Here is a 23,210-nt window from a genome sequence, read left to right as displayed (position 1 = left end):
CGCCTGTTATGAATCTGCCGTCCACCCCTATTACTCGATCGACGCCAGATAGGCCGCGCGTTCTGCTGCGCGTTCGGGGTAGGGGTCGAGTGCGTGGACACGGGCGATCTCGGCGTGGTGGCGTCCGGCATCGCTGCGTTCGGCAAAGGATGCGGCGTGCTGGCGGTGGCGGCAGAGCGGTTCGGGCACGAACACCGCGCCATGCCCCGCCGCCGCCGCGCGCAGGTACAGCAGCCAGTCGAACGCGAAGTCCAGCGTGGCCAACGCCGCACGCTCGCGCTCCAGCAACTCGGCCAGCACTGAACGGCGCCACACGACCGAACTGACCGACAGCACCGGGTTGCGGACACGCATCCCCGATGCCCGCAGCGTCGCCGCATCGATCGCGCCGTCATGGACGGCAGTGCCGATCACCGATGCCGGATAGGGCGAATGGTCGGCTATCACCTGGTCGCCGCCATCGATCCATTCGACCGCGGTAAAGGCATAGGCGGCGTCGGGCGCGGCCTGCAACGCGGCGACGCAGCGTTCGAGCATATCGGGCGCGATCCAGTCGTCGCCTTCAGCCAGATGCAGGAATTCGGCATCGCTCTCGCCGACGATTTGCTGCCATGTCGTAGGCAGATGACCGCCATTGGCCGGATCGGCGCGGAAGTCGAAGCCAAGCCGTGCCGCCTCGTGCCGTGCCGCCGCCGCACTGCCGTCGGTCGAGGCGATATCGTGATAGGTGACGCGCATCGGTGGCAGCGTCTGCTGTGCGATACTGGTACAGCGCGACGCAACGAAGCGGCCATGGTTGTGGCCGATGATCGCCACCTCGACCGCCGGGGGAGCAAGCACCAGCCCGAGCAATGCGCGGACATAACCCGGCCAGTCGAACCGCTCCGCCGCCCATGTCGCTCGCGCTTCCGACCGGCCCAGCGCCAGCCCGGCGTATACCGCCTCCGTCAGCGATGCGACGTCCTCGCCCCCCGCCAGCGCGCCTAGATCGGCATGCTCGGCGATCAGGTCGCTGATTCCGCCGGCATCGGCCAGTGCCACCACCGGCAGCCCGCATGACCATGCCTCGATCGCGGCGGAGGGCAGCGGGTCCTCGCGCGACGACAGCAGGAACAGGTCGGCCGCCGCCATCAGCGTCTCGATCTCGGGACTGTCGGGCAGATGGAGCAGCCATCCTGCCGCAACCAGCGGCTCGACACGGTCGGCCAGCGCCTGTGCGGTCGCACCGTCCCAATCGCCCTGCCACACGAACAGCATCGCCTCATCCGCGGCGCAGGCGGCTTCGGCGGCGGCGACGAACAGATCGATCCCTTTGCGCCGGTCGCCATAGCCCAGCCCGACGGCCACCGCGCGGTCATCGTCGCGGCCGAGCAGCGCGCGGCGCGCGGCAGCGCGATCGGCCCGTGCGACGCGGCGATACTGGCCCTGCGGCAACAGGGTGATCGCGTCGGCGGGCACGCCCGCTTCCTCGATCACCCGCGCGACCGATCGGGTGGAGGCGACGAAACCGCGCACCGCCCCCGCCGCCGCGCGCAGATCGGGCGCGAAGCCCAGCGTATCGGCCATGGCGGGCAGTTCGTGGATCAGCGACAGGACCTTCAGCCCCGCCTCCGCGAGCGGCTTGAGCGCCGACGCCGACGCACCGCTATTGACGATCGCCGCGCCGAACCCGTCGCGCACCAGCTCGGCCGCGACGCGATCGACCGGGCGGTGCGTGTTGCACACGATGGTCGGCGCGACTGCCTGATATTCCGACAACAGCCCGTCATAGCCGGCATCGCCACGCAGCAGGACGAAGCGGACGCTGGCCCCCAGATCGGCGGTCAGGGTGCGACCGAGATGCAGCAGCAACCGCTGCGCACCGGCCGGAAAGGCGTCGTGCCCGACCAGCACGATCTTCAGCCCGCCGGCATCCTCCTGCGGGTGCATCACCGCCTGCACGGTATTCAAATAGGCATAGCCGAAATGGCGATCGGGTTCGAGATAGGCGCCCTCGCCCCATTCGTTCCAAGCGTTGATGCAGACGATCGGATCGTCGCTGTCCGCCTCCGCCGCCTCTACCAGCGGTTCGAGCCACTGGCGGAACAGCGCGGGCGTCGATCCGTGGATGACCGAGGACGCGCCCTGCCGACGGCTATCATTGTCCCATGACGGAAAGCAGGCGCGGACCAGCGGATAGGGGGTCGGTTCGGCCAGATCGGCCAGCGCCGCCGCGACGAAACGGTCGTAATCCCAGACCTTGAGCGCCGGATTGCTGCCGAACGGCCGCTGCGGCATCGCCAGCGGCAGTTCGCGGCTGTGCTTGTGCGGCGGGAACTCCATCGCCCCGTCGAGGTCGTAGACGCGCGGGTCGAGATCCTCGAACGTCTGCGCCATCCAGATCACCGGGTCCTCGCCCAGCATCCGACAGGCATCGCGGAACCGCGCGATCCAGACGATCGGATCGGGCAGATGCCCGACGCGGTAGATCACGAACAGCGGCCGCCCCCCGATCCGGCGATAGCGCGGGTCGGCGGCATAGCGCACCAGATCGGCGGCGACTTCGTCCGGCAGCGTGTCGGGATAACGTTGTTCAAGAAGAATCTCGGCCTCGGACCCGTCCCAGCGGCGCGACCAAGTCTCGTTCGCCCAGATCAGGAAGAAGCCAGCATCGAGCGACGGGTCGGACACGAACCGGTCGAGCGGGCGCTCGAGCAGCCGCTGGTCGCCAAAATGATAGTAATAAAAGGCGAACCCGGCGAGCCCGGCCTGCCGCGCCAGCGCCACCTGCCGCGGCATGACGCGTGGGTCTTCGAGGTCGTAAAAGCCCAGCGCCGAAGGCACACGCGGCTGATAATGACCCGAAAAGCGGGGCGTCCCGCGCACGACATTATGCCATTCGGTAAAGCCCTCCCCCCACCACGCATCGTTTTCGGCGACACGGTGATATTGGGTCAGGTAGAAGGCATAGACGTCGCAGGCGCGCCGCGTGCCCGCGACCGGTGGCGCGGCATGATGTTCGTAGAGCGGCGAGGGGCGATGGTTGGCGCGCACCTCCTCCTGCATCCGCTCCGCCGCCGACGTGCGGTCGGTACCGGTATCGTCCTCACCCCCGCCCAGCAGTCGCCAGCGCGCCATCAGCGCGCGAAACGCCTCCGCATTGCTACCCGACAGGTGATAGCGTTCGCGCAGCGCGAACCAGTTGAAGTCGGCCGACGGCAGCCGCCCTTCATCGGCGCCGACATGCACCCAGTGCCAATAGGGATCGACCCCGGCCGCGACCACGTCTGGGTTATGTTCGCCATACCATTTGGCGGCGAAGAAGCGGTTGGGATCGATCGGACGTCCCGCCTCCACCGCGCGCACATAGCCGACCAGCGCGGGTTCGTCCCGGCGACCGGCCCGCGCGCGGACGAAGGCGGGGTCGAGCCCGATCATCGGCTGATAGCCATCGCCATCGCCGACCGTCAGATAGTGGGCCAGCAGGCAATGCCCCTCCGGCACGCGGCGCAGCTGTCCGCGATACCAGACCGGATCGAAATAGGGCGACGGCGCGCGGTTCTCCGCCTCGCCCTGCACGATGTAGTGCGCCAGCAGATCCTCTTCGCCGGCCAGATCGGGATTGTTCCGGGCATAGAAGCCGGCATCGAAGGTGCGCGTGGCGCGGATCAGACGGTGGAACTTGCGTTGGAGCGGGGTCATCCGGATGCGCCGAGCGAGAGGAAAGGGGTCAGGCGGGTTGCGCGATCAGCGCCGCGATCTGACGCGCCAGCGTCGGATTGCGGCCACGGGTGCGCGCATGGGACAGCAGATGGCGCTGCGCGAACAACGACCCGCCCGATGGTGGCCCGATCACGCGTACACCCAGATGATAGGCCTCTACGGCGGTCAGCCCGGCGGCATAGGGCGCGGTGTTGACGATCGCACGGTGCCGAGCGACCGCCGCCAGATAGGCATCATGGCCATCGGGGGTGACGACCGCCGCGATCGACACGCCGATCGGTTCGAGGACGCGGCGCACCCGCTCCAGCGTCGCGCCATAGGCATAGCGACGGTCGATCAGCGTCACCTCCCGCACGCCTTCGGGCCAGAGCGGGCGCAACGCGTCGGTCACCTTCACCGGATTGCCGACCAGCGCGACCCCGGTCTTGGGCAAGTCGCGCAAGGTGGCAATGGCGGCGGGCGGGGTATAGTCGCAATAGCCGCGATCGATCTCGACCAGCGGTTCGGCATAGAGAGCGCGCGAAGTCGCAGGCGATTGCCATTTGTCGCCGATCCACCCGTCGAACGCGTCCAGCCCTGTGGTGGCCGATTGCCCGCCGATCCAGGTATAGGCGCGCGCCGCCGGCCGGGCCGACAATGCCGACAGCGCGGCGACATCGCTCCACCCGCCCAGGTCGAACACCACGTCCAGTTCGGCGGCGACCAGACGATCGGTCAGCGCCTCGGGCGTCAGATGGGCGACGTCGTGCCATTCGCCCGCCAGCTCGCGGAATTGTGCGGTCGCGGCGTCGTCGCGCGTCCCGCGCTGAAAAATCACCAGATCATGCGTCGCTGCCAGCGCCGCCCAGGTGGAAAAGGTCAGGAAATAGACCGGCGAGGCGCAGAATAGCGGCGAGATCAGCCCGACCCGCCGCCGCCCGCTGCGCAGTACCCGGGCCGGTGCCGCCGGCCGCTGCAACCGGGTGCGCGCAAAGGTCCGTAGTCCTTCGGTCAAGGCCGCCGGCGCCAGCGCCCCGGTATAGAGCGCGGCCATCAGCCGCGTCAGTTCGGCATCGCTCACCCATTCGGACAGGTGCGCGACCCGCCCCGCCAGCGCCGCCGCCTGCGCGGCATCGCCGAAGACGTTGAGGTTAAGGTCGGCCAATGCCATCAGCGCCGGGGCGCTTGCCGGATCGTGGGCCAGTACCGCCCGCCACTGCCGTTCGGCCGCGACCGGCTGTCCGCCGTCGCGCGCGACCCGGGCGAGCAGCGCGCGCGCCTGCCACAAAGCAGGCTGGATCGCGACCGCACGCGCGGCGGCATCGGCCGCCCCGCGCCGTTCGCCCGCGGCATAGCGCGCCAGCGCCAGATTCTGCCAGATCGCCGCATCTTCCGGGCGCGCCTCGGCGGCTTGCGCGAACAGCGCCACTGCCGCCGGCCAGTCGCCCGCGTCGCGGCGGGCCTGTGCATCGGTCAGCAACGTGTCGATCGGGTCCATCGCCGCCGTCCTGCCCGCGTACGCGACGCCCGGCAATGGTCAGTTCCCCAGCAGAAAGGCTTGGGTCGCCGCCATCGCATCCTCAGGTGCCACCCCGGCCAGCAGCTGAAGGTTCAGATAGTTGGTGGCGAGCGTCGTCGCGGCCTGCACGTACGAATTCTTCACCTCGAACACCGTCTGGATCGCATTGACGACGTCGACATTGGTGCGCACCCCGCCTTCATAGCTGCGGCTGTTGGCCTCTACCGACAGTTCGGCCGCCTGGATCGCCTTGGCATTGATCGCCAATGCCTGCCGCCCGCCATCGACCAGCGCGTGGAGCCGTTCGAGTTCGGTGCGGGCGCGTTCCTCGACCTGCCGCCGTTCCTCGTACGACCGGCGCACCGTCGCATTGGCGGCGCCTACCTGAAAGATCGATGCGGCGTTGAGCGGCGCCGACAGCGACAGGCCGACATAGCTGTCGGTCAGCCCGTTGCGCCGGGTATAGGTCGCGCTGGCGCCCAGCACCGGAAAGATCGATCCGCGCACCCGGCGCGCCTCGAGCTGGTTGATCCGTTCGGTCTGGCGCGCGGCCTCGATCTGCGGATTGGCGGTTTCCTGCTTGCCGAGATACGCATCGACCGGATTGAGCACGACCGGACCGAAGCGTTCGGGCAGGCGGAACGCACCGGTCGGCACCGGCTGCCCAGTGATCGAGCGGAGCCGCGTCGACGCCGCCACCAGATCGCTGTTCAGCAGGATGCGGTTAGCCAGCGCCTGTTCGTAGCGCACCTCGATATCGCGGGCGTCGGTGACGGTGCCCTGTCCCGCCTTGTACAGCCGGCTCGCGCGTTGCGACTGGGTGCTGAAGGCGGAGATGCGCGCGTCGTTGAGAGCGATCGCCTCAGTCGCCTTGATGATGTCGGCGACGGCGGTCATCGTGCGCGTCGCCAGATCCTGCGCGCGTACCTCCAGCGTGGCATCGGCATAGGCGCGGCGCGGTCGACGCTGCTTCAGCGTGGCGAGGCCCGACATGCTGACGATCGGCTGCGTCACCGTGGCGACATGGCGGGCGCCGCCTTCGGTCGGGATGTTGTTGTAGGTGTAGCTGGCCTGCGGAAGATAGGCGGTGATCGTCTGCCCCGCCGTTTCGCGGTTCACGTCGCGCTCGGCGATCGCCGCCTGAAAGGTCGGATCGTTCTCGCGACCGAGCGAATAGGCGGAAACGAGGTCGATCTCGCCCGGCGCGCGTACCCGCCGTTCGCCGGGTGCGGGCGGACCCTGCACCTGCTGGTCGACCGGTCCGACCGCCTCGGGCGTGTTGCCGAGCGGTACCTGCGGGCCCGACAGCGGACGCTGCGGCACGGCCGGCACGTCGGGCACAGGCGAGGTCGCGGGGGGCAGCGGGAAACTGGTGACGCGTCCGCCCAAAGCGGGCTGCGGCAGCGCCGGGCTGGACGGCACCTGATCGATCGTCACCGGCGGCGGCGCGGTGCCGCCCGACGTCGCGGTGCTGCCCTGTCCGGCGGCGCTGCTCATCGGCACCGGCGGCACGCTGACCCCGGTCTGCGCGCGTGGCGCGGCAGGGGCAGCGGCGGCATTCATGGTTAATGCGATGGCCGATGCGAGGGCGGCCGCCGGCAGGCGATGCGATGACATGAAAATCAGTCCTTGAAGGCGCGCGCGAACTTGTCGGCCAGCGGCTTGAGCAGCCACGACATGAAGGTGCGCTCGCCACGCTTGGCGATCACGTCGGCGGGCATGCCGGGGCGCAGCTGGTTGTCGCCGAGCTCCTTCAGTGCTTCCGGTCCGATCTCGACCTGGGCGAGATAATAATCCTCTTCCTGGCGCACTTCCTCGCCGGGCTTCGCCTTCAGCTTGTCGACGCCGACCGACTTCACCGTGCCGGACACGACCGGGGTGATGGCGGCGTTGAACGAGGTGAAGCGGACATCGGCGGGCATGCCGACATGGACCTTGTCGATCGCGGCGGGCGGTACCTTGGTCTCGACGATCAGCGCGCCGTTGGACGGCACGACTTCCATCAGCACCTCGCCGCCGTTGATGACACCGCCTTCGGTAAAGACCTTCAGGTTGACGATCGTGCCGGCGACGGGCGCGCGGATCTCGCTCAGCGACTGGTTGAAGCGCGCTGCCGACAGCTTGGTGGCCAGCGCCTCGCGGTTCTTCTGGAACTCGGTCAGTTCCTTGGCGACCTCGCTCTGGAACTGCGACTGGGTCTCGGCCATCTGCGCACGGATCTTGCCGACATCGGCCTGCGCGGTCTGGAGCGCGGCTTCCTGATCGACCTTGTTGCGCAGGGTGGTGTTGTACTGCGCCTTGGGCACGAAACCGTCCTTGGCCAGCGTCTCGACGCTGCGCAGTTCCTCCGACAGCGTGCCCAGCTGTACCCGGTGCGACGCGACCGCGCCCGACAGGCCGGCGATCTGCGCGCTCAGGCCGCGTGCCTGTTCGGCATATTGCTGGCGACGGGTGGCGAAGAAACGCTGTTGCAGCATCTTAGCCTCGGCCACCTCGTTCGGGCTTTCGCGCTCCAGCGCGGCCAGTTCGGGGTCCCAGACGATGGCGCGGCCCAGCAGCTCGGCCTTGGCGCGGCTGACGCTGACCAGCGTGTTGATATATTCCTGGCGCAGGTTGGTCAGCGTCGCCTCGGTCTCCAGCGGGTTGATGCGCAGCAGCACCTGTCCCTGGCGCACCTGTTCGCCTTCGCTGACCAGCACCTTCTGCACGACGCCGCCGGTCGGATGCTGCACCGCCTTGCGATAGCCCGCGACCGTCACGGTCCCGACCATGTTCGATCCCGCATCGATCGGCGCGGTGATCGACCAGACGAAGAACGCGCCGACCGCCGTTACGATCAGCCACGTCCCGCGCTTGCGCACGGTCGATTCCTCGACCGCGACCGGTTCCAGCCCGCGCTCGGCGAGCCGGGCGGGGTCATAGGGGTTCCAGCTGCGCTTCAACCGGGCGGCCCAGCCCCCCGCTTCGGTTACCGTTGCCATGTCGTCCGTTTCCTTCAGGCGGCCTGCGGCGTGATCGGGGCGACCACGACAGGCTGGGGGGCAGGCTTGGGGGCAGTCTTGGTGTCGTCGGCTGCGCCGTTGCGCACGGTGCGTACCGCGGCGATCATCTCGGCCGCCGGGCCGAAGCCGACCTGCCGCCCCTGGCGCAGCACCAGCAGGTTATCGACCACGCTCATCAGGCGCGGGCGGTGGGTGGTGATCGCGAAGCTGGTACCGCGCGCCTTCATGGCGGTGATCGCCTTGAGCAGCGCGGTCTCGCCCACTTCGTCGAGGTTCGCGTTCGGCTCGTCCATCACGACATAGGCCGGGTCGCCATAGAAGGCGCGGGCGATGGCGAGGCGCTGGCGCTGCCCGCCCGACAACTGGAACCCGGTCTTGCCGAGGAAGGTGTCGTAGCCGTCGGGGAAGGCGAGGATGGTTTCATGCATGTCGACCAGGCGCGCGGCGGCGATCACCTTCTCGCTGTCCACCTCGCCCAGACGCGCGATATTCTCGGCGACGGTGCCTTCGGGGAAGCGGATCTCCTGGGGGACGAAGCCGATATGGGGGCCGACCTCGTCATGGTTCCATTCGTTCAGTTCGACGCCGTCCAAACGGACCGATCCGGCGGCAGGCTTCCACACCCCGACCAGCAGCCGGGTGAGCGACGTCTTGCCCGATCCCGACGGACCGATGATGGCGACCGCCTCGCCCGGGCGGATGGTGAAGCTGACGTCGGTGACCACCGGCTTGCTCGCGCCCGGCGGAGCCGCGGCGGCACCGACCACGTCGAGCCGGCCGGTGGGCGCGGGCAGCGCCATGCGGCCCGCGCTCTTCGCCTCTTCGGTCAGGAGGATGTTCAACCGGTCATAGGCGGCGCGTGCCTGGACGATCTGCGCCCAGTTGCCCATCAGCCGCTGAAGCGGCGAGACCGCGCGCGAGATCAGCATCGACGCCGCGATCACCATGCCGCCGGTGATCTCGCCATTGATCGCCAGCCATGCGCCCAGCGCGATCTGGAGCGAGGGCAGCGCCTTGTTCAGGAATTTCGACAGGCCGCCGGCGATGCCGCTGGCCTCCGACGCGTTGACGGACATCTGCAAGAACTGCCGATGCTTGTCATGCCACCGCCGCCGCACCGCCGGCAGCATGCCGAGCGCCAGCGTCGCATCGGCCTGCGCCAGGCCGTCGGCGGCGACCGCCTGCGATTCCGTATTCTCGTCGTTGGCGGCCTTCAGGATCGGCGAGGAAATCTTCTGCGTGAACCATGCCGATACCAACATCAGCACGACGGCGGTCGCGATGAACGCCGCCAGCCACGGATGGAACAACGCACCGACGACGATGAACACGATCGCGAACGGCGCGCTCATCAGCGCGAGGATCGGTTCGCCGGTCATGAACTGGCGGAACGACACGACGTCGCCCATCAGCTGCTGGACATTGACCCCGCGCCGCCCGACCGAGCGGCGGAACGAGGCGTCGAACACGTCGGCCGCCAGATCCCAGTCGGTGCGCAGCGAGATACGGATCAGCAACCGGGTGCGCATCCATTCGAGCGCCGACCAGAACAGATAGACGCCGACGATCAGCAGCGTCAGCGACACGAGCGTGACCCCGCTGCGCGTGCTGATGACGCGGTCATAGGCGCTCATCATGTACAGCATCGGCGCGACCGCGAGGCATTCGGTGATCGCGGTGAAAAAGAAGACGAGGTAGAAGGAGTGGCGGCATGCCTTGAGCAGCCGCGCCACCGGCTTGTCCGCCGCGCGGATCGGTCCGCTACTGCCCTGTCCGTCCGTGGCCATTCACTTGCGCCCTGCCCGTTGTTCGGGCCGGCTATGCGGCGAAAATGGTTAAGATGGGGTTAGACGGTCGTAGCACGAACGGCCCGGCCCCAAGGGGACCGAGCCGTCGCTGGATCTGCAATCGGCACCAACCGATCGATATGAAAGTAGGACGATCGTGGCCAATCGCCGCCCCCTTCCGATCGGAAGGGGGCGGGACAGACCTTACCGGTCGTGATGCAGCTGGCGGTACAGTTCGTCGTCCTGCCCGATCAGCTTCACCTCGATCCCGACATCGCCGAATGCCGGTGGGGTCATGTCGTCATCATCGGTCAGTACGTCGATCTCGGTGATGCCGATCGCCTTGAGCTGTTCCAGGCCGCCTTCGACCTGCGACAATGCGTGCGCGGCATCGGCGTCCATCACCAGTGCGACCTTGTCGCTGCCCTGGAAGATCGGCTCCGGTCCGTTCTGCCCTTCGCCCAGCGAGCGGAGCAGGGCGCGGATTTCGGCCATGCCGCTATCCCCGTCCAGCCCGTCGAGGCCGAGATCGACATAGACCGGCGCACCTTGGCCATCGGCCAGGCGGACTTCGTCGACACCCATGTCGCCGATGTCCTTCAGCGTCGCCAGCAGCTTGTCCGACGAACCCGTGCCGTCGATGACCAGCGTATCGGCGGTATAGGCGCGGAGCAGGCCCGATTCCGCCAGCGCATGATGCGCACCGTCGGTGATGCGATACACGCCGCCGGTACCGTCATCGTCGGCACCTTCGAAGCCGCTACGCATTTCCTGAATCAGCTCGGCTTCGGCCCGCGCTTCTTCGGGATCGAGGAAGCGCTGCTCCACCGGATCGAAGGGTTCGTAGGCGAAGTCGATGCCGAACAGGTCGGTGATCTGGTCCAGCACCGCCAGCTGATCGGGATCGAGCAGGGCAAGATCCTGATTGGTGACGATATGGTCGATCCCGGCATCGGCCAGGCCCTGCGCCAGCTCGACGATCGCACCCAGCTGGCCCGCATCGACGCGCAGCGTGACGTCGAGCAGGTCGTCCGACTGTGCCACATCGAACTGCGGCAGGTCATCGGCGCTGATCCCGGTCAGGTCGCCGGCATCGATCACCAGCTTGCCGCCGATGGTCCCCGCCACCGCATCGACCTTCAGGTCGTGCAGCCCGCGCAGCGTCGTCGACATCTGCGTGCCTTCCGCCGCGACGGTGATGTCGTCGCCGTCGGCGAAGTGCAGGCCGGCCGCCACCAGATTGGCCGCCTGATCGTCGGAGATGACCGCCTGATCCTCGATCACGTCGAGCGTGTCGACATTGATCTGGCCGAGCAACGCCGCCTCGCCCGGTGCAGTGACGGCCGCCAGTTCGGTGGCGCCCAGATGCACGACCACGTCGGTCGCAGGGGTGAAATCCATGCCGCTGACCGACACGCCCCAGGCCTGCTGGAGCGACAGCCCCAGCGTGCCCGCCCCGGCGACGCCGATATGGTCGATACCCGCATCGGCGAGCGCCGGTGCCAGTGCGAACATGTCGAAATTACCGTTCAGCATTCCAGCATCGACGGTCAGCGTCACGTCGAGTGCGGCGTCGGTCTGGTCGATGACGAACGAGGGCAGGTCGCCGGTCGTGATCCCGTCAAGCGCACCGCCGGCCTCCAGCGACAGGACGGTAACGCCCGCGCTCACCGCGACCGCATCGACATGCAGCGTCTGCAGACCCTTCAGCGTAGTCGACATCTGCGTGCCTTCGACCGCCAGCGTCACATTGTCGCTCTCGACGAAGTCGACGCCCGCGCCGATCAGCTCGGCGGCCTGCGTCTCGGTGATCGTGGCCGGACCGGCGACGTCGAGGTGATCGACATGCAGCTGGGCCAGCATCGCCGGGTCGTTCGCGATCCCCGCCAGCTGTGCCGTGTCCACGTCGAGCGTGATGTCGGCGGCGGTCGCGAAGTCGAGCCCCGCACCCGACAGCGCCTGCGCCTGGCCCATATCGAGTGCCAGCGCACCGTTTCCGACCACGCCCAGGTGGTCGATGCCGCTGGCGCGCAACCCGGCAGCCAGCTGGGTCAGGTCGACCCCGGCGACGAGCGTGCCCGGGTCGACGTTCAGCGTCACGTCGAGCGCGGCATCCGATTGCGCCACGTCGAACTGCGGCAGGCTGCCGACGCTGAGCGAGTCGAGCGATCCGCCGGCTTCCAGCGACAATTCGGTGACGCCCGCGCCGACCGCGATGACGTCGACATGCAGATCCTGCAGCGACTTCAGCGTGGTGTTGAGGTGCGTGCCCTCGACCTGCAGCGTCACGTCGTCGGCTTCGGCAAAGTCGATACCGGCCTCGACCAGCGTATTGGCCTGTGCATCGTCGATGGTCGCGGTGTCGACGGCGATCGTCTGGACGCCTGCGGCAGCCAGATCGGCGGCACGGCTGACCGCGAAATCGACCTGTTCGGGCGCCACCAGCAGCAACGGCGTGGCGAGGCTGGCGGTCGCCGTCCCGATCGCGGTCGCGCCAGCGCTGTCCGCTACCGTGTAGTTGAAGCTCTGGCTGCCGAGGAAGCCGTCCGCCGGGGTGAAGGTCAGCGTGCCGTTCTCACCGAGCGTGACCGTGCCGTTGTCCAGATCGACCGACTGGCCGATCGTGATCGCGCGGCCTTCGACCGCGACGATGCTGAGCGGGCCGCCATTCGGGTCGCTGTCATTGGCGAGCACCGCCATTTCGACCGACAGGCCGAGTCCGAACTTGGCGACATCGGCCAGCGTCACCGGCGGCAGGTTGGCATTGGGCTGGTTGAGGTCGCGGACCGTGTCGACCAGTGCGTCGGGCGTCGTGGCGCTGGCCACCGCCTGGTTGATCGCTGCCGTCTTCTGCGCAGCGGCTGCCGCCACGCTCGCATCGGTGCCGGCCGCGACCAGCACGTTCGCCAGCTGCGTCGGGTTGCCGAGGTCGACCGCGCCGGTCGTCGTCAGCTGGGCGATCTGCGCACTGACCGCGGTCGCGCTGACGCCCGCCGCCTGCGCCTGGATCATGACGGTCGCGATCTGGGTCGCGACCTTCTGGATCGCGAAGCCGATCGCCGGATCGGCAGTGGGCGCGAGGAAGTCGAAGCTGCCGAGATTGACGCCTTCGGGCAGGCCGAACGCACGGGCGACCTGTGCCTGCGCGGTCGCGACGTCGACACCGGTCTGGGTCAGTTCGGCGACCAGCGTGGTCAGCGGCGTCACTGCCGTCGATCCGGCCGGTGCCTTGAGCGGAATGGTGTTGGGCAGGCCGGTATCGGTGTTGACGCCGCCCAGCGCGATCATCGTACCGACCGGCTCGCCGACCAGCGTGAAGCGGCCCTGTGCGTCGGTGGTGGCGACCACTTCGCCCTCATCATAGGCGCCGTTGCCGTTCGCGTCGAAGAAGATGCGCGCGCCCGCGACATAGCCGTCGATGACCACGCCCTGCGTGACCTGTGCCACGGTCAGGTTCAGCGTGTCGGTATCGGTCGTCTGGCCATCGCTGGTGACCATGGTCAGCGTTTCCGTGCCGACATAACCCGACGTGCTGGTATAGCCGATCGTGGCGAGCGTCGCATTGACCTGAGCCAGCGTGCCGGTCAGCACCAGCGAACCGGTACCCGCGCCGCTGATGACGGCGCCGCCATCGACGGTGCCGGCGACCAGCACACCGTGCGCGACGCTCAGCGTGGTGGTGAACGTCGTATTGCCGCCGTCGACATCGGCGATCGACAGGCCCTTGATCGCAACCGCCGTGCCCTGTCCGACCGGTGCGACGCTGGCGGGCAGCGTGTTGACCGGCGCATCGTTCACCGCGGTGACGGTGCCGTTGACGGTTGCGGTGGCAGTGCCGCCCTTCCCGTCCGACACGGTGTAGGTGAAGCTCGGGCTACCGTTGAAATTGGCGGTCGGGGTGAAGACCAGATCGCCGGTGGCATTCAGGCTGACGACGCCACCGGTGACCGCGACCGGGGCAGTCGTGGTGATGGCGGTGCCGTTGATCTGGGTCACGGTCAGCGCGTCGCCATCGACGTCGCGGTCGTTGGCGCGCACCGTGACGGTGACGGCGGTATCCTCGGCGGTGGTGAAGCTGTCGTTGGTCGCGACCGGTGCGTCGTTGACTGCCGTGACGGTGCCGGTGACGGTCGCCGTCGCGGTGCCGCCCTGCCCGTCCGACACGGTGTAGGTGAAGGTCGGGCTGCCGTTGAAATTGGCGGTCGGCGTGAAGGTCAGCCGACCATCGGCGTTCAGGCTGACGACGCCGCCGGTGATCGTGACCGGGGCGGTCGTGGTGATCGCGGTACCGTTGATCTGCGTGACGCTCAGCGTGCCGCCGTCGCGGTCGCTGTCGTTGGTCCGCACGTCGAAGGTAACGGCCGTGTCCTCGGCCGTGGTGAAGGCATCAGCGCTCGCGCTCGGCGCGACATTGGGAGCGGGACCGTCCTTGTCCCCGCCGCCGCCGGCGGCCAGTGCGACGCCACCTCCGACTACCGCCAGACCGGCCAGCAGCCACAGCGGCGAGAAGCCGCCGTCGAGCGCCGAGTCATGATGCGTGTCGGCGCTCGCGCGCTCGGCATGGGCGACATCGCCATGCTCGCCGCCATGCCCGTCGCCGGCGGCAGCGATCTTCGCCTCGCCCTTGACGGGGGCCTTGATCTTCTCGCGGAACGCGGTTTCGAGGCGACGGATCGCCGCCGAGGCGTCAACGTCGAGCAGCTGGATGAAATCGCTGTCGAGGCCGAGCGCAGCCAGCGCCTTGGCATCGAGCAGCTGCTTGAGTTCGTCGATCGACAGGGTACGGATCGCTTCCGGATCGATCGCGGCGATCGCTTCGGGCACCGCCGCGGCGGGCACCGGACCCGCATCGCCGGCACCGGTATCGGCCGGCAGCGTCTCGGCGTGCGCCGACTGGGTTTCGATCATGACAGCGACGAGCAGGCCGACCGCCAGCTCGACCATGTTGCCTTTAAGCTTCAAAAATCGCCGACGCGGCAGCCGGATAGCCGAAGACTTCACTTGATATTCCCCCTCTACGCCCGCTCCGGCCGGTCGCAGCGCATCGGGGTCGCCCGAGAGGGACGGCCGGTGCCGGTTCGACTGGATCGGTGCGCGTGCGACGATCGCGATACGGATGTCCGGAACTGGAACCCCCGCTGCGACCATGGCCGCCCCGATGCCTGCTCCGGACGGGGCCGTTTTCGGAGAGAAAGATTAAGGTCGAGTCAAAAAATGCCGCGGCGCGCAAAGAAAACGCGCCAATGTTCAAGCGGTGATTGGTTGGGATGATTTCTGATTATCTGCAGCGCGATTTACGCGTCATCGTCACAACAGCGGTTTGACGCATTGCCACCTCCCATAGGGGCACCGTACAGGGCTTTCCTAACGACCCTTTGGCGTATTGGGGGTAACGCCGCACGCAGATGCTGAAATACCCCTGCCGATCAGCTTCCCAAGCTTGGACAGCCTGAAGCAAACGGCGCGTCAGGCGCATGGTCGGCTTTACAGCCCCACAAAAGTAAAGATTAATATTAACTATCTTTACAAACACATAAGCTGTGACAGCTTATTTGAATACAAATATGATTTTATGTACTTGGATTACAGCGCTTCTCAAAATTAATTTTATCCAAAATGGGTTTAAATGGCCCAGTAAGAGATCGGGTAGATCTCGAAAGTCTCGACAACATTCTGGCCAAACGGTAAGCGCTCTCCTGTTAAAAGGGGAATGTCATGATCGGTCGGAACGGTATGTCGCAGTCGCGGCAGGTGCGGGCTCGTGCGTTGGGGTCGAGCGCGATGACGGTCGCGTTGATGCTGGCCGGCCCGGCCTTCGCCCAATGCACGCCCGATCCGACCGTTTCCGGCACGACCACCATCTGCAGCGGCACCGATGCCGACGGCCTGATCGTCTCGACCCGCGGCACGACCGTCGTCATCAATCAGGATGCGACAGTCAGCGGTGCGAACGGTGAACCGGGGATCGACGTGCGCATCCAGTCGGCCAACAATGGCGGGCCGGTCACGCTGACCGTCAACGGGTTGGTCAATGACGGTGTGTTCCTGAACGTCGATCCGATTGCCGGCGATACCAATGCCCATGTGCTGGCATTGACTGTCGCGACCGGTGGGCAGGTGAACGATGGCGTCGCGCTTCAGCGAATCTCCCGGCAATCCAACGCCGCCAGTGCCAGCATCGATAATAGCGGCGTCATCGGCGCGTCCGCTTTCGGCGTTGCCGTCTCTTCCGACAGTTCGGATGTGCCGTTCACGTCGATCGTCAATCGTGCAGGCGGAACGATCAACAGTATTTCGGCACCGATCGGCACGCTCGATAATGCCGGAACGATCGTCAGCGCCGAGCGTGGTATCAATGCGATCAGTCAGTTCGGCAATTCGTCGTCGACCGGCATCATCAACAACAGCGGCACGATCCGGTCCACCGACGATTTCACGCCGACCGTGTCGATCGATTTTTTCAACGCGCTGAACAATAACGGGACGATCGAGAACCTAGGGGCGGAAGCCGCAATCAGCGCTCTGATACTTACCATCAACAACAATGCCGCCGGACGCATCACCAGCGCGGGCACGACCGCGATCACCGTCCGCGACAGGCTGAACCTCACCAATGCCGGCACGATCGTCGGTGACGTGCTGGCCGGCGGCACCTCGACGACGTCCGGCAGCACGGTGGATTCGTCCGCTGGGCAGATCACCGGGTCGCTGCTCTTCGGTGCCGGCAACGATACCCTGATCGCCGCCTATGACGGAACGCAATTGCGCTACGGCGTTGCCGGCGCGATCGATGGCGGGGCCGGCACCGATTCCGTACGGCTGCGCTTCACGACCGATGCGACGATCGCGACGCCGCTGACGCTGCCCACTGCGTTCGAGCGTTTCTCGCTGATCGCCGAGGCCGGCACCACCACGACGTTGGCCGCCAGCGCTACCGGAACCGAAGCACTGGCGATCGGTGGCGGCGGGACGATCGTCAACAATGCGGTGCTGACGACGCTCGGCCAGGTCATCGCCAACGACCTGTCGGTGACCGGTACCCCCGGCCTGACCAACAACGGCACGATCGCGCTGACCACCACCCGCGGCACGCCCTATGCGATCGACCTCACCCGGTTCAGCCGGTTCGAGAATAACGGCACGATCGACAGCGCGCGCAATGCCGTGTCGCTCGGCGATGCGACGACCGGGGCCGTCAACAACGGCGTCGTCGTCAACAACGGTACCGTCAATGCCTATTTCACCGGCATGCGGGTGACCGGCGACAGCTTCACCAACAGCGCGACCGGCGTCATTCAGTCGTCGAACGGCATCGCCCTCGCGCTTACCGGCGGGGCGACCGGTACCGAACGCAGCAATGCCGGGCGGATCGACGGGCAAACCGGCGCACGGCTGACCAACACTTTGCTGGTCAATACCGGCACGATCCAGGGCACGCAGACCGGCATGGTGCTCGGCGGCACCGCCACGCTCGACAACCGGGCAGGCGGTGTCGTGTCGGGACCGACCGCAATCTCCGGGCGGCTCAGTGGCATATACACCTCGAACAACATCGTCACCAATGCCGGCACGATCAACGGCAACGTCGTCTTCGCCGACCTGACCGATACCGTCACCACGACCAGCACCCGCAACCGTTATTTCGCGCTGCCCGGCGGCGTGCTGAACGGCGACCTGACGCTCGGTCGCGGCGACGTGCTGGTGACCGATTTCGTCAACACCGGGACCGGCGCGTTCGCCGGGATCAACGGACAGGTTTTCGCGAGCCGCTCGACGCTGCGGCTGCGCGTGCGTGCTGATGCGACGACCACCCTGGCCGAACGCGACGGCTTCACCAGCCTCGGCTATGACCTGTCGAACGATGCGAAGCTGACGGTCAGCGGCACATCGGACCAGACGCTGCTGGTCGCCGGCCATGGCACCGTCGACCTGAGCGGTAACATCACGACCGTGTTGCGCGCGGCGATCCAGACCATCTCGCCCACGCTCGCCCCCGGCGAAACCGCCACCGCCAACGCGCTGAACATTACCAGCAGCGGTGATCTGAGCCTGTTGCGGATCGAGGAAGGCAATTTCACCGGTGCGGCGGTCATGCTGCAAAATGGCGACCGCTTCACCAACAGCGGCACGATCAGCGTTACCGATCGCGCGGACCTCAACCCGAACGAAGTCGCCGCCATTTCGGGTGCTGCGGTCAACACCGGTTCCGGTTCGGCATCGCAGATCACCAATAGCGGCCGGATTTCGCTGAGCGGCGCGATCGGCATCCGCGACACCGGCACGATCGTGAACACCGGCACCATTTCGCAATTGATGCGCAACCGCACGTCGGTCGGCGTGCTCGGCAGCTCCAGCTATGCCACGACGCTGACCAATTCGGGCACGATCAACGTCGGCGGGGTCGCGGTGCAGGCCGATACCAGGGGCATGACGATCGCCAATAGCGGCCGCATCAGCAGCTTCGGTGGTCTTGCCATCGCACTGGGGGGCTTCAGCACGATCGACAATGCCGCGACCGGCACGATCGCGGGCGGCCTGGTCGAGGGGCAGACCGAACGACTGGCGATCCGCACGGCCGGCGGCAGGCTGACCAATGCCGGTACGATCACTGGCACCGTCGATATGGGCTACGCCACGTCCGGCCGCTCGTTCACCAGCGCGACCTATATCCAGGATGGCGGCACGATCGACGGCAACCTGCTGTTCGGTAACGGTAACGACACGCTGATCGCCTACAACCCGCTCAGCATCAACGGTACGATCGACGGCGGTGGTGGCATTGATACGCTGATCCAGGCACGCCGCGCCAGCGATACGGTGACGATCAGCCCGAACGCCACCACCAATTTCGAACGACAGGGTGTGAGCGCGATCGGCGCCGACACGGTCGTGACCTTGCGCGCGATCGAACCGATCACCGGTTCGGTTGCGCTCACCGGCGACGGCGCGATCGTGAACACGGCGACGATCGAGAGCGCGACGCTCGGCACGCCCGATCAATATACCAACCGTGGCTTCGTGTACGGAACGCCGCTGAATAGCTTCTCGAACCAGGGCACGATCACCGCCTCGGTCGAGGGCAAGGTCCGCCAGTTTGCGAACACCGGCACGATCGGTGGCGCAACGATCAACACCAACCGGTTCGGGACCGTAGAGGCGGTATCGAACGACACGCTCGACTTCACCAACAGTGGCAGCATCACCACCAGCAATGTCGATTTGGGGGCGGTGTTCCTGTCCGTGGAAAAGGGCAGCGCGCTGACCGCGAGCAACAGCGGGACGATCACCGGCGGCACCGATGTCCGCATCGGCAACAACTATCTGAACGAACCGATTTCAGGTTCGCAGTCGCTGTCGTTCATCAATACCGGGACCATGACCTCGGCCGATACTAATGAAGGCGAGACGCTCGCGCTTTCCGCCGACAATGCGACCGCCGCCGGATCCACGATTACCTTCGACAACAAGGGCTTGATCGAGATCACCAGCCCGTCCAGCGACGCCGTATCCCTGCGCGGTTTCTCCGGTCCGGGCACCGTTGCCATCACGGCGACCAATTCGGGTACGATCCGCGCCAATGCCGGCGAGCGGATCGTGGAAGGTACTTTCGATCCCAACTACACCTATATCCTGCCCAGCGTCGGCCTGTTTGTCGGCAACTATAGCGGCGGCACGACGCAGCTGACCAACACCGCATCGGGCGTGATCGAGGCGACTGGCACCCAATCGGTCGCGGTCGCGGCCGCCGAAAGTGCGCTCGACCTCGTCAACGCCGGAACGATCCGCGGCGGCGCGGGCACGCGGCTGACCGATGTCGAAAACTCTAGCTTCGCCTATTTCGGCGCATCCGATTACCTCGCCGGCGCGATCCAGACGTCGGACGAAGATACCGGTTTTTCGACGATCGCCGACCGCATCATCAACAACGGCACGATCATCGGTTCGATCAACGTTGCCGTCGGCGACGACCGGATCGAGAATTACGGCCGGATCGAGGGCGACGTGTTCCTCGGTGCCGGCAACGACACCTTCCTCCATCGCCTGTCGGCGACGCTGATCGGTACCGTCGATGCGGGCGAGGGCGATGATAACTTCATCGTCGATGCGACCGGTGGTGGCACGCTGAACGGCGACCAGTTCATCAATTTCGAACGCTTCAGCCAGACCGGATCGGGCGACGTCCGCTACACCGGCAATTTCCGGCTGAACACGATCGACTTGGTCGGCGGCACGATCAGCGTCGCCGCCGGGCAAACGCTGACCAGCAGCGGCGCGTTCACCATCACCGGATCGGACGCGATCGAAACCGTCGTCAATGACGGCACCATCGCTGGCGGTATCACACTGGGCGGCGGCAACGACCGGGTCGTCAATCGTGGCACGATCGGCGGTACGGTGCTGCTGGGTGACGGCGACGACAGCTTCGTCGACGGCCCCAACAGCACGGTCGCGGGCGGCGTCGATGGCGGCGCCGGCACCGACAGCTACAATGTCGTGCTGGCCGGCGACCGCAACGGCATCAACGCGCGCACCAATTTCGAGCGGCTGTCGCTCGAAGGGACCGGCACGCTGACCCTCGCACTCGACCAGAGCTTCCAAACCACGACGCTGACCGGCACCGGTCTCAACACGACGCTGAACGGCTTCTCGCTCGGCACCGTTACCGGATCGGACGCCGCCGAGCAGTTGATGGTCGATGGCGATGTCGCCTCGGTCGCACTGGGGGCGGGCAACGACATGCTGGCGACCGGCGCGCAGACCGCCGCCGGCAGCTATGACGGTGGCACGGGCAGCGACACGCTCGCCTTCATCAATACCGGTGTGGTGATACTGACCGGGACCGCGACCGGGTTCGAACAGGTCGCGCTGACCAATGGATCGCTGACGGTTGCCGGCACGCTCGGCGCCACCAACGCACCGCTGTCGTTCGGCGACGGGGCGCAGGTGGTGACGGTCGCCTCGGGCGGTACGCTGGCCGGGGTGATCGATCTGGGCGCAGGCAATGACGCGTTGCGGCTCACGACGGGCAGCACGCTGAACGGCACCGTCGCGGGTGGTGCAGGCAGCGACAGCGTTATCCTGACCCTCGCCGGCGACCGCAGCCTTGCCAGCACCACGCTGACCGGCTTCGAAACCTTTACCAGCGAAGGCACCGGCACGCTGACCCTGACCGGCGCCCACGCCTATGACGCGCTCAATGCCGGCACTAGCCTGACGATCGCCAGCGGGTCGACGCTGACCGCCCCGGTCCGCTTCGGTAGCGGCGACCAGCGCTTCACCATCGCCGGCGGCTTCACCGGCGCGGTCGATGGCGGCGCGGGCAGCGATACGCTGGCGATCACCGGCGGCAACACGGCGTTCAGCACCGTCACCAATGTCGAGGCGTTGGCGATGTCGGGCGGTTTCGCCACCGTTTCGGGCACCGCCACGCTCGGCAGCGTCGACCTGACCGGCGGGCGCCTCGTCGGCCTGGCCGGATCGGTACTGAACGGGACGTTCGCGGTGCGCAGCGGCGCGACCTTCGGCTCGGCGGGCACCGTCAACGGCAACGTTACCGTGGCAGGCATTCTCAGCCCCGGCGCGTCGCCGGGCACGATGACCGTCAACGGCAATGTCTCGCTCGCCTCGGGCTCGACATCGGTGTTCGAGTTCACGCCGACCGCACAGGACAAGCTGGTCATCAACGGCACGCTCGCGATCGCATCGGGTTCGACGCTGCAACTCACGCAGAGCGGCACGCTGCGTCCCGGCGCCAGCTACGACCTCATCACCGCCAGCGGCGGCATCACCGGCAGCTTCACCACGATCCAGAAGCCCGACACGCTGTTCGGCTTCGTCGTCCAGCGCACCGACCGCATCCAGCTGCTCGGCCAGTTCCTGAACGATGCCGGTTTCAGCCCGCAGGTCAGCCGTTCGGTCGATTACGCCAACACCGTGCTACAGACCCAGCCCGCGACCAGTGCACTGTTCGCGGTGCTGCCGGCGCTGACGACATCGGGCGGCGGTTCGAATGCGCAGGCATTCGCGCGCCTGACCCCCGAAGCCTATGCCAGCGCGACGCAGATCGGGGTCGAGAACGCGCTCGCCCTGACCGATATCGCGCGCGGTCCGGGCTTCGCCGCCAACCGCAGCGAGGCCGGCGGCTTCACCTTCGGTCAGGCGATCGGCAGCTGGTACCGCCTTGCCGCCGATCGGTCGGAGGGCGTGTCGCGCGCCGCGACCAACAGCTACGGCTTCGTCGGTGGCATCGGCTATGGCGACAGTGCATGGTCGGTCGGGGCCTTTACCGGCTTCATCAACAGCCGCCAGCGCATCGACGCACTCGCCGCGCGCACCGGCGTCGATGGCTGGGTAGCGGGCGTCCATGGCCGCTATGCAACCGGCAAGCTCGGCTTCGGCGCATCGATCGCCTATCATGGCGGCAAGGCCGATACCGACCGCGCACTGCCCGCCAGAGTCGCCTCGCGCGCCAGCTATGACCTGACCAGCGTCGTCGGCGATCTGTCGACGCACTATACGATCGACATGGGCGAATGGGCGCTGCGGCCGCGTGCCGGGGTGACCTATATCCGCACCTCGCGCGATCAGCTGGTCGAGGCCGGCGGCCCGTTCGCGCTGACCGTCGCCGCCGACAAGCATGTCGCGAGCTTCGCCGATGCGGGCGTGGGCTTCGCGCGCGCGGAAACGTCGGACGCCGCGTTCCGGCCGTTCGTTTCGCTCGGCCTGCGCTACCAGATCGAGGGCCAGCGTGCCGATGCGGTGGCGGGCTATGCCGGCGGACCGCTCGGCCTGGTGGCGCTCGGCGCGGGCCGGGCACAGGCAGTCGGCACCGTCGCCGCCGGCCTCGTCCAGCGGGTCACCGACGGCCTCGACCTGTTCTCGACCGCCTCGGCCCAGACCGGATCGAGCGACAACCGCGCTGCGATCAGCACCGGGGTTCGGCTGCGGTTCTGATTGAGGAGCTGGGAGCCTGTCTGTTCGGCAGACAGGCTCCTGCCACTCCGCTTCTTATTTGGAACAACCGGCCCCCTCATAGGGAAGCTAAGTCGCTTCTTTACATTAACCGAACCATGGAACGTACCTGCTATAGGTCCGGGGCGTACCCGACGTATTGCAGTCCCAGACGCGCTTAGCACGACCTACCGCCAATCCGGATACGAGCGACGGTAGAATACTCGACAGCGAGACGATCGCTCGATACCCTGCAGGAATCTTTAGGGG

7 protein-coding genes are annotated in these 23,210 nt (G+C 67.0%); 1 reads left to right on the top strand and 6 read right to left on the bottom strand.

The annotated features are described in order from the left end of the window. Positions 1–30 precede the first annotated feature (30 nt). From ACTHQV_RS17070 to ACTHQV_RS17045, 6 genes are all read right to left on the bottom strand, one after another. On the bottom strand, positions 31–3,681 hold the full coding sequence (locus ACTHQV_RS17070; RefSeq protein WP_440491942.1) for a glycoside hydrolase family 99-like domain-containing protein: 3,651 nt from the start codon (positions 3,679–3,681) through the stop codon (positions 31–33). Positions 3,682–3,709: 28 nt separating this feature from the next. Then, positions 3,710–5,179, bottom strand: coding sequence for a hypothetical protein (locus ACTHQV_RS17065; RefSeq protein ID WP_440491941.1), 1,470 nt, complete (start codon positions 5,177–5,179; stop codon positions 3,710–3,712). A gap of 39 nt (positions 5,180–5,218) precedes the next feature. After that, the gene (locus ACTHQV_RS17060; protein WP_440491940.1) at positions 5,219–6,763 is read right to left on the bottom strand and encodes a TolC family protein; all 1,545 of its coding nucleotides are present in this window, start codon (positions 6,761–6,763) and stop codon (positions 5,219–5,221) included. Between the two features lie 59 nt (positions 6,764–6,822). Continuing rightward, positions 6,823–8,181: an HlyD family type I secretion periplasmic adaptor subunit gene (locus tag ACTHQV_RS17055; protein ID WP_440491939.1), complete on the bottom strand. Its 1,359-nt coding sequence runs from the start codon at positions 8,179–8,181 to the stop codon at positions 6,823–6,825. A gap of 14 nt (positions 8,182–8,195) precedes the next feature. Further along, a complete protein-coding gene (locus ACTHQV_RS17050) occupies positions 8,196–9,989 on the bottom strand; it encodes a type I secretion system permease/ATPase (protein WP_440491938.1) in 1,794 nt (597 codons plus the stop codon). Positions 9,990–10,193: 204 nt separating this feature from the next. Further along, entirely contained in the window at positions 10,194–14,990 is a 4,797-nt protein-coding gene (locus ACTHQV_RS17045) for a cadherin-like domain-containing protein (RefSeq protein ID WP_440491937.1), read from the bottom strand. Between the two features lie 714 nt (positions 14,991–15,704). On the opposite strand from ACTHQV_RS17045, the gene ACTHQV_RS17040 reads away from it, so the two are divergent. After that, a complete protein-coding gene (locus ACTHQV_RS17040) occupies positions 15,705–22,943 on the top strand; it encodes an autotransporter outer membrane beta-barrel domain-containing protein (protein ID WP_440491936.1) in 7,239 nt (2,412 codons plus the stop codon). The last annotated feature ends 267 nt before the right edge of the window (positions 22,944–23,210 follow it).

This window comes from Sphingomonas sp. SAFR-052 (genome assembly GCF_051965015.1).
Taxonomy (GTDB): domain Bacteria; phylum Pseudomonadota; class Alphaproteobacteria; order Sphingomonadales; family Sphingomonadaceae; genus Sphingomonas.
The sequence above is the reverse complement of the archived record's forward strand: the minus strand, read 5'-3'. Positions and strand labels throughout refer to the sequence as shown.

Coding starts and splice junctions, on each gene's coding strand:
- ACTHQV_RS17065 (WP_440491941.1), bottom strand. CDS start 5,179: ATGGACCCGATCGACACGTTGCTGACCGATGCACAGGCCCGCCGCGAC.
- ACTHQV_RS17050 (WP_440491938.1), bottom strand. CDS start 9,989: ATGGCCACGGACGGACAGGGCAGTAGCGGACCGATCCGCGCGGCGGAC.
- ACTHQV_RS17055 (WP_440491939.1), bottom strand. CDS start 8,181: ATGGCAACGGTAACCGAAGCGGGGGGCTGGGCCGCCCGGTTGAAGCGC.
- ACTHQV_RS17040 (WP_440491936.1), top strand. CDS start 15,705: ATGATCGGTCGGAACGGTATGTCGCAGTCGCGGCAGGTGCGGGCTCGT.
- ACTHQV_RS17060 (WP_440491940.1), bottom strand. CDS start 6,763: ATGAATGCCGCCGCTGCCCCTGCCGCGCCACGCGCGCAGACCGGGGTC.
- ACTHQV_RS17070 (WP_440491942.1), bottom strand. CDS start 3,681: ATGACCCCGCTCCAACGCAAGTTCCACCGTCTGATCCGCGCCACGCGC.